Annotated in this window: 6 protein-coding genes; 2 read left to right on the top strand and 4 right to left on the bottom strand. The window is 60.3% G+C overall.

Features of this window, described 5'->3' with window-relative positions:
- A partial coding sequence (locus tag FJ404_11795) for a 3-deoxy-D-manno-octulosonic acid transferase (GenBank protein MBM3823547.1) occupies positions 1-1,346 on the bottom strand: 1,346 nt, incomplete at its 3' end.
- A gap of 139 nt (positions 1,347-1,485) precedes the next feature.
- Here FJ404_11795 and FJ404_11790 point away from each other — a divergent pair.
- Entirely contained in the window at positions 1,486-2,166 is a 681-nt protein-coding gene (locus FJ404_11790; protein MBM3823546.1) for an ABC transporter ATP-binding protein, read from the top strand.
- Positions 2,167-2,177: 11 nt separating this feature from the next.
- The gene (locus FJ404_11785; GenBank protein MBM3823545.1) at positions 2,178-3,374 is read left to right on the top strand and encodes an FtsX-like permease family protein; all 1,197 of its coding nucleotides are present in this window, start codon (positions 2,178-2,180) and stop codon (positions 3,372-3,374) included.
- Between the two features lie 36 nt (positions 3,375-3,410).
- On the opposite strand, the gene FJ404_11780 is transcribed toward FJ404_11785, so the two are convergent.
- From FJ404_11780 to FJ404_11770, 3 genes are read right to left on the bottom strand one after another with little or no spacing between them, the layout of a single operon-like run.
- Entirely contained in the window at positions 3,411-4,808 is a 1,398-nt protein-coding gene (locus tag FJ404_11780) for a DUF1552 domain-containing protein (protein MBM3823544.1), read from the bottom strand.
- 1 nt (position 4,809) lies between these two features.
- Positions 4,810-6,795 carry a DUF1592 domain-containing protein gene (locus FJ404_11775; protein ID MBM3823543.1) on the bottom strand — a complete coding sequence of 662 codons (1,986 nt, stop codon included), beginning with the start codon at positions 6,793-6,795 and terminating at the stop codon, positions 4,810-4,812.
- Positions 6,783-12,926, bottom strand: a complete 6,144-nt coding sequence (locus FJ404_11770) for a hypothetical protein (protein MBM3823542.1) — start codon at positions 12,924-12,926, stop codon at positions 6,783-6,785. Before FJ404_11770 ends, FJ404_11775 begins: the two co-directional genes overlap by 13 nt.
- Positions 12,927-13,033: the final 107 nt, after the last annotated feature.

Raw genomic sequence — 13,033 nt, 5'->3', positions numbered from 1 at the left:
GCCGACGCCGAAACTCGTTTGGTGGCCAGCAGTGGTGCCAACTCGGTCTGCTCCAACGGTTCCAAAATCATCTCGAGGGTCCGCTCCAACGCGCCTCGATTCTCTTGCACCACTTCCGCCGCCCGCTCCCCCATGCGCTGCCGCCGGCCTGGATCCGAAATCAACAATTCCAGCGCCGTTTCGAGTTCCGCCTCGCCACGCACCTGCATGGCCGCTTCGCGCTTCACAAATTCCGCGGCAATCGATTCGAAATTCTCCATGTGAGGGCCGAAGACCATGGCCTTGCCCAAGGCGCCAGGCTCAATCGGATTCTGTCCCCCGGTGGCCCCAAGGCTCTTGCCGACATAAACCACCGTGGCTTGGGCATAGAACTGACGAAGCTCCCCCGTGGTGTTGACGAGCAAACAATCAACCTCCCCCGGCGCGTGGCGGGTCGAAGGCTGAAGATTGGTGCGATACACCAGCTTCAATCCAAGCCCGCCCACCTCCGCAGCGACTTCTTTGCTCCGCTCGTGATGCCTCGGAACCAAAATAAGAAACAGGCTGGGAAACCGGCGGCGAAGCCGCAAAAACATCGAGGCGAGCATGACTTCCTCCCCCGCGTGGGTGCTGCCCGCCACCAGGAGGATCGCTCCCTCAGGAACTCCCAATTGATTCAACAGGCCGGGCACATCGAGGACACGCCGCTCGCTCAACACGGCGGCGTCAAACTTCAGACTCCCCACCACGCAAATCCTCTCCGGCAAACACCCCAACTCCCGCAACCGCCCCGCGTCCGCCTCGTTCTGAGCTCCGACTGCGGTAAAGGCGGCAAACAATGGCCGGAAGAGACTGCTCCACCGCCGGTAACCCCGGAAGGAACGCTCCGAAAGCCTCGCATTGACCAAAAAACACGGAATGCCCTTGTCTTGAATGCGCCACAGGAAATTGGGCCATATCTCGGCCTCCACCAAAATGACCGCCTCCGGATGCACCACATTCAGCGCGCGCGCCACGTAGCGCCGACGGTCGATGGGAAAATAAATCCTCTCAATGTGCGAGGGGAGTTTCTTCTGCAACTCTGCCATGCCCGTCGCCGTCGTCGTGGAAACCACCAGCTTGACGTTGGGAAGTCGCGGCTCCAGCGCATGGATCAATTGCGTGCAAAGATTGACCTCGCCCACGCTGACGGCGTGGATCCAAACCACATGCCGGTTCGTCAACGCTTGCTTGGTCTTTGCCGAAAACTGCCCAAACCGCTGCTCAAAGCCCTCGCGCCAGTTCCCCCGGCGCCACATTCTCCAAAAGTAATACGGCACCGAAACCCAAAACGCGACAGTGAATAACAAATTGTAAATGCAACGCATGGACGCGCCTCTTTGACGAACTCGAGACAGGGAAAGTTTCTCTCCATTTCGTCGCCCTGGCAATCGAAAGGTGCGCCCAACCCGCTTCTTGCGGCGGCCCGCGCTTGCCTAAATCCCGATTCGAGGACAAAATCCCCTCGTGCCACTGCTCGAGATCCGCAACCTCAGAAAGTCCTTCACGCTTCCCGATGGCGGCCGCCACACCATCATGGACGTGCCCTCCTTCGCGCTCGAGGCAGGACAACACCTGGCGCTGCAAGGTTCCAGCGGTTCCGGAAAAACCACTTTCCTTAACCTCATCGCCGGCATCTTGACCCCGGACGAAGGCTCTCTCCTGTTGGCCGGAAAAGATCTAGCCTCCCTCTCCGAACCTCAACGCGACCGACATCGAGCCCTGCACGTCGGTTACATCTTTCAAACCTTCAATCTCTTGCAAGGCTACACCTGCCTCGAAAACATCCTCCTCGGGATGGCGTTCGGGCCCGGAGCCCAACGGGCCCGGGCACTCGATCTCCTGAATGCGATGAACCTAGCCGACAAGGCCCACCATCGACCTCGCCAACTCAGTGTCGGACAGCAACAACGCGTCGCGGTGGCCCGCGCGGTGGCCAATGATCCTAAGTTGGTGCTGGCCGATGAGCCCACGGGCAATCTCGACCCCGCCAACGCCGCCGCGGCATTGCAATTGATCCGGAAAACATGCTCCGACTCCGGCGCAGCCCTCCTCCTCGTCAGCCACGACCCGAAGGTGCTGTCCGCCTTTGACCAGGTTCAAGACCTGAGCAACATCAACCGTGCCAGCCCGGGAGGTGCTCCGTGATTCTGGGCTGGATGGTTCGAAACAGTCTGCGCCAGCATGCGCTGTCCACCGCCGTCACCACCTTCTCCATCTCCCTCGCCACAGGACTGCTCATGGCGGTCTGGGTGGTCAAGGATCAGTCCCATGCCGCCTTCACTGGATTCACTGGAGGATTCGACGCCGTGCTGGGAGCCCGGGGCTCCAAGCTGCAATTGGTCCTCAACACCATCTTTCACCTGGAAGACTCCCCCGGCAACATGGCCTGGCAGGATTTCCTCGATATCAAGCAACATCCCAACGTCGAACTCGCCGTGCCACTCGCTCTCGGCGACAATTACCGGGGCTACCGCATCGTTGGCACCAGCGAGGAGTTCTTCCATAAATCCATGCTCGGACCTGGGAAAAAGCTCAGCCTCCAGTCCGGCGGCCGCTGGTTCGATCCCACCCTTCGAGAGGCCGTCGTCGGCAGCGTGGCGGCCCAGCGCGTCGGACTCCACGTCGGGGACACGTTCCAACCCTATCACGGACTTCTCTTCGACGAAAAATCTCAACACGAGGAGATCTATCTCGTCGTGGGCATTCTGGAACCCTCCAACACCCCCGCCGATCGCGTGATTTGGATCCCCCTGGAAGGCGTTCAATTGATGGGTGGACACTCCGCGGAATCCGCCACCCAAGTCAGCGGCGCGCTAGTGCGCCTCAAAGCCGGCGCCGCCACGACCGGTTTTCACCTGGACCTCCTTTATAATAAACAGGGAAACAGGCTAACCTTCGCGTGGCCAATCGGCCGGGTCATGGCGCAACTATTCGACAAAATCGCCTGGTTCGACCGGGTCCTGGCGCTGGTCGCCTACCTCGTCGCCCTGGTGGCATCTGCGTCCATCCTCGCCAGCCTCTACAACTCCATGAACGAGCGTCGGCGCGAGATCGCCATTCTACGCGCCCTCGGAGCACGCCGCTCCACACTTTTTGGGGCCATCATCGCGGAATCCGCCCTCATCGCCGCCCTGGGCGCTCTCGCCGGATTCATCCTCTACGCGATCATCGCGGGTCTCGCCGCCATCATCATCCGCGCTCAGGTCGGCATCATCCTGAATCCACTCACCCCCCATTGGATCATGGTGGCTGCTCCTGCCGGCATGACGCTTCTGGGAGCCCTGGCCGGCCTGGCGCCGGCCTTCAAAGCGTATCGCACCGATGTCTCCGAAAACCTGGCTCCCCACTCCTGATCAGGACCCCGGCCTGAACCCGAACCGAGGAACCCTTCAGGCTTCTCCCAAATCCATGGCTCCTGTGCTGTCCCCAAACCTCTCCACGGGTGATCCCATGCGTTCCAACATCGACACGTAGAGGTTGCAAAGAGGAGTGCCCTTGGGGGACGCAATGTGCCGCCCCGCCTTGATCCCGCCACCCGCCCGGCCTCCCAAAAGAATCGGCAGATTGGCCGGATCGTGCCGGTTGCCGTCCGACATGCTCGATCCGCACAACACCATGCTGTTGTCCAAAAGACTCCGCTCCCCTTCGCGCACCGCAGAAAGTTTGTCCATGAAGTAGGCAAGCTGCTCGGCATGCCAGCGATTGATTTTGGAATAAGGTTCGTACTTCTCCGCCTTGCTCTGGTGATGGCTGAATTCGTGATGAGACCCACTCGTGCCGGGCACCAGCTTGCCAAAATTTTTCCCGGAAACATCGTTGGCAAACATGAAGGTCGCAATGCGCGTCGAATCCGTCCAAAAAGCCAGGGCCATGAGATCGAGCATTAATCGAACGTGTTCCTGATGATCGCCAGGCTCCCCTTGGGGAATCGCGAAATCCTCGCCGGGCGAAGTCGGCGGACGCCACACTCTCCCATCCGGCTTGGAAAAAAACTCCAACCGCCGCTCCACATCTCGAACGGAATCCAAATACTCGTCAAGTTTGTGCCGGTCATCCCTCCCCAGCCGGCCCCGCAACCGGCTGGCATCCTCCATCACCCGGTCCAGCAAGGCGATCTCATCCGCGGTCCTTCCTCGCTCCTTCCCCGTCTGATTCCTCGCCCGCAACACGCCAAAAAGCCTCTCGTAGGCCTGCCGCGGATGGATCTCGCGGGCGACAGGCTGCCCCGGCGCCCGCCAGGAAATATAGCAACCATACAGCCGCGTGTAGCCCACCACGGAATCAATGCCTGAAATAACCGGGTCGATCCCGAGTTCGAGCGACGGCAGTGGAGTATGCCTCCCAATGTTCTGAGCGCAGAGCTGGTCGATGGACAATCCCCCGACGTCGATATCCTTGCCAGCCGTCTTGCGCACCGGCAGCCCGGTCAGGAAATTCGCCGTCTTCGCGTAGTGTCCATCCCCGCCATGGCTGTGGCGCTTGTCCAAGCCCGAGAAAACCGTCAAACTCGCTTGGTGCCGAGCCAGCGGCTCCAGGGCAAACGGCAAATCAAAATCACGCCCAGACCGAATCGGAAACCACGTCTTCTCCCACACGCCGTTCGGAAAATACAGGCACGCCATGCGCACCGGCGCCTGTACCGTGCTTGCCGTCGTGCCCCCTGCCCAGGCGGAGGGCGAGGAAAGTGGGAGCAACCGCCCCATGGCCTCAAGCAAGGGCAGCCCCAGCACGACACCTGCCCCGCGCAAGAAAGTCCGTCGCGGAATCCGCCAGTCTCTCGTCTTCATATCAGGGTTCCTGCTTGGGATAAAACCGGTGTCGAAATGGAAAACTCGTGACCAGCGTCTCCACCAGCACCGAGGGTTTGTAACCGTGATGCTGCATCGCTTCCATCGCCCGATCAATCACGCAATCATCATACTTGTTGAGTTCCCTCCCGAAGGCAAACCCCGCCAGCTTCCTTGCCAAATGCTTCATGACGGCATCCTTCCGCTCCATCAAAACTTCCCGCAACCCGGCAGGCCCCTCGAATCGCTTGCCCGAGGGTAAAATGCCCTGGGCGTCAATCTTGATGCCTCTCTCCGCTTCCCGCCATCGCCCCAAGACATCGAAAGGCTCCAGGCCAAAACCCAGCGGATCCATCCGATCATGACAGGCGGCGCATTCCGCCTTCGTCCGATGCTTCTCCAGTTGCTGCCGCAAAGACAAGGGCGTGGTCTCAACATCCTTCTCTTCCAGCGTGGGGGTCCCCTCCGGAGGAGGCGGAACCTTCTCTCCCAACAACGATTCCAAGACCCAACGGCCGCGCAGCACAGGGCTCGTTCTCGTGGGGTACGAATTCATGACGTGAACTGCCGCCATCCCCACCAAGCCTCCTCGCTGCCGGGTCGGCAAGGTTACCCGCTCCCAGCCGTCACCCGAGCTTCGGAAACTCCATCCGTAATGCATCGCCAGCCTGGCATCAACAAACGTATGCCGACTGTCGATCAGCTCCAAAAGGGATCGGTCGCCCCGGACCAGATCGTTGAAAAACCGAACCACTTCTCCCCGCATCGATGCCGCAAGCTCGCGGTCGAACTCAGGAAACCGTGTTGCGTCGGGCCGCGATTCCGTCCCAAGCCGATCCAAGTCCAGCCATTGCAAGGCAAACCGCTCGCCCAAAGCCTCCGCCCTGGGATCCGCCAGCATGCGCCTCACCTCGGCCCGAAGAACGTTGGTCTCGAGCAAACTCCCGCTCTCAGCCAACCGCATCAATCGTTCGTCCGGCTTCGAGGACCATAAAAAATAACTCAATTTGCTCGCAAGTGGCACCGAGGCCAGTGGACGAACCCCCGCCTCCTCCGGCTCAGGCTCCGCCAAGAACAAGAAATGAGGCGAGACCAAGACTCCCCTCGATGCCAGTCTCAACGAACTCCAATGAGAGTCGCCACGACGCCGGCCCCGGTCATAGAGCTCCAGCAACCCATCCACCTCCCCTTCCTTCAGGGGACGGCGCCAAGCCTCACGCGCAAGCCGGTCCAGGAAACGCCGGGCATCGGCTCGGGATGGATTTCTCCACCAAGGAGCATTCGCGCCCAACCGCTTCCGCGCCGCCGTCGCCCTCGCGCTGAGTCTCCCCCTCGACTCCGGGAGCACTTTCTCCATCACCTTCTCCGCCGCCTCCATGTACTTCTCCACATGAATCGGAGACAGAAACAAGGCGCTCCCCGTCGTATCAAACCCTTCTCCACCCCCTCCATCCGCCGGCAACAGTTCCTCCAAATCCAATTCCACCCCCAGCGTGTCTCGAATGGTGTTCGCATACTCGGCCCGATTGAGCCGGCGGCTCATCACATAACCCCGATAAAAGTTGGCCGTGCGATCCGAGGCCAGTTCATCACAATTCAACGCCGCGGGTTTGGGTAAGCCACGCAAAAACTCCACGAGCTTTCGCTGTTCGTCAAATTTCAACTCCCCCGCTTTTTTCGGAGGCATCTCGAAGGCTTGCACCCGCTCGAAAACCACCTTCCAACGATCCAAATCATTGGTGACCGAGGCAAAATCACGAAAGAGCTCAATATTGAAACCACCCTTCGCTTGGTCGGTCCCGTGACATTCGGAACACTTTCGCTCCAGGATCGGACGAATCACTTTCTCGAACTGCTCTGCCGGAGTAGCGCCACGAGAAATCATTCCCGCCGCCATCCCACACATCAAGGCCCCCGCCATCACCCGCGTCCAGGCATGCACCGGTCGGATCGTCGCATTCCCTGAGGGTCGCTTCATCGGCTGCATTCCTTGCAGAGTCTGAAAAAGAACCGGGCTCCGTCAACCGGCATGACCACCCGATAAAGCCCGTCCTGCAGCGCCGCCGCTACACCCACCTCTTTCCAGTTTCCGGGGTTCCCCAAATCGTCCGAACGCTGCAACACATAGGCAGCCGTCCGATCCGAGCTCCACGTCAAAATCAATCCTTCCTCGGCCCATTCCGCTCGCAATTCTGGAATCCGCTCAGGCTCCAGCCGAGTGACCCGGAACGTCCTCGAGGTCCTCCCCGCCCCGCTTCCATACTCCAGCACCGACACTCGAATCTCCGCCGTCCCAAACCGTCCAGGCCACGGAGCAAGATAAAGCATCCCCTCCGCCTCAGGTGAGGTATAGGCCAGGAGCGGATCAGGAATGATTCCCGGAGCCAAAGAGACGGCCACAACCTCCAACACCCCCCTCTCGAATGGGGAACCCGTCGAAATCCCTCCAATCCGGATCGGCACCCAGCGGTCCGCTGCCGCTATTTCCAAATCAGGAAGGGCACCCAGCGTGGGCGGGTTTTCCACCGGATCCACCACCACCACCAGTGAGGACGTCGCTTCGTTGCCCGCCGCATCCCGCGCCACCAAAGTCACCACGCTTGATCCGAAGGCACCCGCCACCGGACGAACGCGCACGCTCCGCGTCGCCCCCGTCCCCTCCATCAGGACGCCCGCCGGATCAACCACACCCGGATGCGAGGAACGGGCCGAGAGAGACACCTTGGCAAGTTCGTCATCTTCATCGCTGAGCGTAAATTCAATGGGTTTCGAAACACCACCCTCCGGCACGGCGACAGCGTCCAGGGCCGAAATCGAAGGCGCCGCGTTGAACGTCACTTTGAACTCGCGAACCGTGGTCGCTTGTTTCGGCTGCAGGTCGTTCAAAATCACCCGGATCGTCACGACACCTCGCGATCCTGCCACCGAAGCCACGGTCAGCATGGCGGCTCCACTGGCGTCCACCGCACCCACCAGCGGATGAGGAATCACTGCCGGATCGCTGGAGCTTGCCGAAATCAAAAGAGGCTGCCCGGACTCGCCCTTCCCGGGACTGATTCCCGTCAACACGATGGTTCTCGGCAACCCATCTTGAGCCAGCGTGATATCGCCAATCTTGTCCAGGGTCGGAGGCCGGTTCTCCCCCATCACACGCACCTCGAACGATTGCTGGACCTTGTGAATTCCGTCGCTCACCTCGACCCCAATCACAGAACGGCCCGAAACACCTGCGGCAGGCGAAACGCGCAATTTCCACTTCGAGAACTCATGGGCAACCGACAAACCGGTTTCGGGAACCACGGCGGGATTCGACGTCTTCACCGTGACGATGAGTTGGCCCAGGGGAGTGTCGGGATCACTCAGGTCCAAGGGGATCTCTTCGAAAACTTTGCCGTCCTCCAAGATCACGTCGGACAATAAACCCAGCGAAGGCGGGCCGGGGTTCGCGTGGACGGAAACCTCGACCGTTCCCTCGGTTTTCAGCGCACCATCGGACGCGACAATCTTCAAGGTGGCCCGTCCGGAACGCCCCGCGTTTCCGCGCGCGGTCAAAAGACGAAATCGCCCGACACTCGCCAAGGAAAGCCCCTCCGGAGGAAACAAAGCTTCATCACTGGAAGTGACACTGAGTTCGATCATCTCCGGCGACGTCTCCAGATCCCAAGCGGTAAACTCCAGCTCGAATCGAGGATCCTGAGCCGGAACCGTCTGAGGAGAAAGTCCCTCGATCCTCGGAGGCTGATTGGCCGGATCCACGATGACAAAGAAACTGCTGCTCCCCACCCCGCCCTGCTGATCCGCAACACTCAGGGTTATCATCGTGAAACCCGTTCGATCCCTCGCGGGTCTCAGGGTCAACGTTCGATTCGTTCCCGAGCCGCCCAGCACAATCCCGGACTCCGGAAGCAGCTCGGGATTCGAAGTGCTGGCCGAGATCTCCAAGTTTGCGGACGCGGTTTCGGCGTCATTGACCCGAAATCGAATGATCCCGCTTTCAAAATTCTGCAGAAGGGTCACGTCCTCCAGGAACGAAACTTCCGGGTCCTTGTTCCCCGCCGCACGCACGTAAACTTTGAATTCCCTCACTGTCACAGATGCCGCATCCGCCAGCTCGCGAACCTCCATCGTAATCCTGGCCGATCCACTCTTCCCCGCCGCAGGCCGCAACAACACATTCGCAAACTCCGATCCCGAAACGTAACGCACCTCCGGATGCGGAATGAGATCCGTCCGGCTCGAGGCGACCTTCACCGTCAACGTGCCGGATTCATTGACGGGGCCCGATGAAAGGCCCGAGATCGTCACACTGTGCGTCAAACTGGGATCGGCCGCGTCCACAACCAGGTCCCCGATCGGATCCATGGCCGACGGATCGTTGACCGGCGTGACCGTCAACTTGAACGATGTTCTTCCGCTCAGCCTGCCATCCGACGCAAAGATCGTCAGCAAGGCCACACCCGACTGTTGCGCCCGGGGCCTCAGGATGAGCAGCCGGTTGGTCCCGACCCCTTGAAATTCAACCGTGCTCTCCGGAAGCAACGAAGCCAGCGAAGAGGACAACGTCAACCTCAGTTGATGGGCCGACAAGGTCTCGTCACTGACCGTGAAGGGCACCGCCAGCGTCCCGTCTTCCACCACGGTTTGATCCGGGATCGCCGACAAGGTCGGAGCCGCATCGGAGCTCGGAGCCGAAACCGTCACATGAAAGACTCGAGTGAAGGTATTCCGCACCGGCTTGCCATCGTCCAAAGTCACTCGAATGGGAACCCGTTCCGCCACTCTCAAGAACGGACCCAAAACCAACGATGCTGAACGCGCGTCCCCGCCTGCCATGACAATCCGCGGATTCGGGATCAAATCCGGACGTTCCGAAACCGCCCGAATCATCAAGGGTTGATCCTCCCCCGGCCCGGCCGATACGCCCGTCAAAAACACCGTGTTCGAAGGGGAATGCAGAGTGAGGGTGCGATCGCCCACCGCAGACATTTGGGGAGGGTCGTTCAAGGGAAGCACGACCACGCTGAATGTCGAACTCGCCTGCATCCCCGAGTCGTCCCTCACCGCCAAAGTCACCTTGGTCGTCCCAAGCGCGTCCTTCGCCGGTATCACCATCAAGGTCCTCTCAACTCCTTCCCCTCCCAGGATAAGGCCGGAGGCCGGAAGGAGCCGCGCGTCGGCAGCCGTCGCCGTGACCACCAATCCCTCCACAGGACTGTCAGGATCTGCCACCACGAAAGTCAAAGGCCCCAAGGCCGCGTCCTCCTCCAATTCAAAGTCCGGAAGCCGGCTGATCGTGGGCGGCATACGGTTTTCCGTCACCGAGGCATTGAATCGTGTCGTGGACACGCTCCCATTTCCATCGGTCACTTCCAGCGTCACCGACGTGCTCCCCGCCACGTTCGGGATTGGCGCCAACTGCACCACGCGATTGGAACCGGAGCCGGTCACGGAGATCATCGCTTGCGGGAGCAGCGCGGGATTCGACGAAAACGCCCGCACCGCGAGCTGGTCGGCGGCTGATTCACGATCGCCGATAACCCAGGTCAATGGCGGAAAGCCCCGTCCCTTCACCACCGTCTGATTCGGAATCGATCCGAGTCTGGGAGGTTGATTTCGAGGCTGGAGGGTCACCAGAAAAGTTCGGCGCGCCACATTGTTCACACCGCCTCCGTCATTCACGGTCACGGTGATGGGGACGGATCCGAAGGCCGTGTGGCTCGGTGTGAATGTGAGAGTTCCGTTGGCCGAAGGGCTCGAGTAACTGATATTGGGGTTGGGGATCGAACGCGGATCTCCAGAAACCGCGGTCACAATCAAGTTCTGCCTCTCCGACACCCCCTCGGATCCAATGCCCGAAAGCGCCACAACCTGCGCAGGGGCGCCCTCCTCCAACACCAAATCCTCCAGCGGATTCAAGGTGGGTGGAAAGTTGGCCTGCACTCCGGGCGGCAGAAAGAGCGGATCGTCGGTCACATAAAGCGTATCGAGCCTGGCCTTGGCCTTCGGGGCCTGAAATACCAATTGATGCGGGCCGCGCGTAAGCGAAAGAACCTTCGGATCTCCGTTCACCAGCTTGCTCAGCCTAACCCAGCGCCAAACATTCGGACGCGCGGCTCCCAAACCGGTCTCCTCCGTATCCACGGGCTCGCGATCCACCGCCGCGCGAAAAGATACCCCAAGCGATTCCTCGCTCATCAACCGGCACCACACAAAGTAGTCGCCTCCGCGATCCAAAAAGAATGGAAAAGCCAGACGTCCGAATCCGTCGGCCGACGGCCTGACAATTCTTCCCCCGGAGGCGCCCGCTTCCCCGATCACTTCGAACACGGCGTTCCTTTCCCCGGACTCCGCCTCGATTTGCAAAGCGTCCTCCGCCTTCCGGGCAATCGACACCGTGAATGTCCTCGCCACTTCCGCCTTCCCGTCCGAAACCATCACCGTCAAAACCACGGTCCCGGTCACTCCTGTGTTTGCGGACAGCTCAACTTCTCCCATGGTCTCGGGCGAGCGATAATTCAAATCTGCCCGGCTGAGAAGACCCGGATTCCAATTCGAAAGGGTTAAGGACAGCGTCTGACGCTCGTCCGCGGCACCGCTCGAAATCCCCGTCAACTTGACCACGGAAGAGGACAAACCCGATACGATCTGGAAACTGGGAACAATGTCCAGGGTGGGGGGATCTTCCACGGCCTCGACTTCTACCACTGCGACTCGACTCGTCACCGCTCCAAAATCGTTGCTCGCCACCACGAAATAAGCCCCACTTTGCGAAGGTTGGATGGAAGGCAGCTCAAGCCGGGCCGAGCGGGCTCCTGCGAGCGGCTTCAAATTGAAGAACCATTGCCAGGAAATGGGTTCCGTCCCCCCCGAAACCGAGGATTCCAAAACCAGCGCCTCCTCCTCCACCAACTTCTGCGAGACGGGTTGTTCAACCACAGAGGGCAGCGAGGGTGCCTCCGCAAAAACATCGATAAAGCAAAGGCGCGAATGAATCGAAGCAGGTCCGGGTGCCAGCGTCAGCCTTCCGTCTTGAACAAAAAGCTTCATCTCAATCTCGGCCCATGGCGCTTCCATGCCGGTCTCCACTTCGGAAGTCGGCAGTCCCTCAAGGAGAAACTGATGCGTCGCTTGCGGCGTCTCCGCATCTCCCACCACCAACCGCACTCGATAGCTTCCCCAAGGCACTTCCAGTTCCCAAACCGCGCTCTTTTCCACCAAAATCGAACCCTGATACCGGACATCCGGAGCAAACAATGCAGAGCGCTTCGCCACCCGTTCACTCTGATCCACCCGCCAGCCCAATTTCGAACCTTCCGCCGTCGCTCCGAAGGGTTTCCCCGAGTCGAGAACATAACCCGGAAGCAACTTCGCTCCCGCTTCGGGAGCAAAGACCACATTGGCTGCCCAAGTGGGAAACTCGATCCTCCGCACCACCGAATCTGTCGATCGGCCCGAAGCATTGGCCGCATGCATCCGAAAGAATCGAACCGTTCCATTCCCCAAGCCGCCCAAGACGGCGGATCGTTGCGTGCCCTCGACTCGCGCCAATTCCGAATACCCAACACCATCCGCGGAAGACTCCACCACAAACTCGTCCGCAACCCCTGACAAAGCCGTCCAGCGCAATCTCACGGTTCCGCCCGCGAAGAGTTCCACCTCGAGAGGATGCGGGGCAGGGGGCGCGGTTTGCGCCATCACCAGCCCCGAAAACCCCGAATAAACTCCGGGGCTCTTCTGAGCTTGAACCCGGTAAAAGTATCGCTTCCCAATCTCCACCGCGCGATCCTCGTACCCCAATCCTAAAACGCCCGTGGCAATCGCGGTAAACGGCCCTCCTGCCGTCTCCGCACGCACAAGGGTGTAGTCCCGAGCACCCTCCAGCGGCGACCAGGACAATCGAATGCTCCCCTGGCTCCCTTCCGCTGACAGCGTCGATGGCCCGGCCAGGGGCCGCACCTCCACCACGTCCGAATCTTGACTCTCACCCGCGCTGTTCCTGACTTGAACCCGGTAAAAATACGTTCGCCCCAATTCCGCCGTGCCATCTTCAAACGAGGGAACATTGTTGGTCGCCAAAGCTTCAAATCCACCTTCTTTCCGATCAGACCGTTTGACCACGTAGGTCGAAGGCTCAGTTCCGCCCCGCTACCAAAGCGTCACTCCTGCCCCGTGCCCCAACCCTTCCGCCGCCGTGGGAGCGGTCCAGAGCACCACATTCGACGGAT

It is taken from the genome of Verrucomicrobiota bacterium, from assembly GCA_016871495.1.
Taxonomy (GTDB): Bacteria; Verrucomicrobiota; Verrucomicrobiia; order Limisphaerales; family VHDF01; genus VHDF01.
Note: the sequence above shows the minus strand (reverse complement) of the source record. Positions and strands in the feature narration are given on the sequence as shown.

Coding starts and splice junctions, on each gene's coding strand:
- FJ404_11775 (MBM3823543.1), bottom strand. CDS start 6,795: ATGCAGCCGATGAAGCGACCCTCAGGGAATGCGACGATCCGACCGGTG.
- FJ404_11785 (MBM3823545.1), top strand. CDS start 2,178: ATGGTTCGAAACAGTCTGCGCCAGCATGCGCTGTCCACCGCCGTCACC.
- FJ404_11780 (MBM3823544.1), bottom strand. CDS start 4,808: ATGAAGACGAGAGACTGGCGGATTCCGCGACGGACTTTCTTGCGCGGG.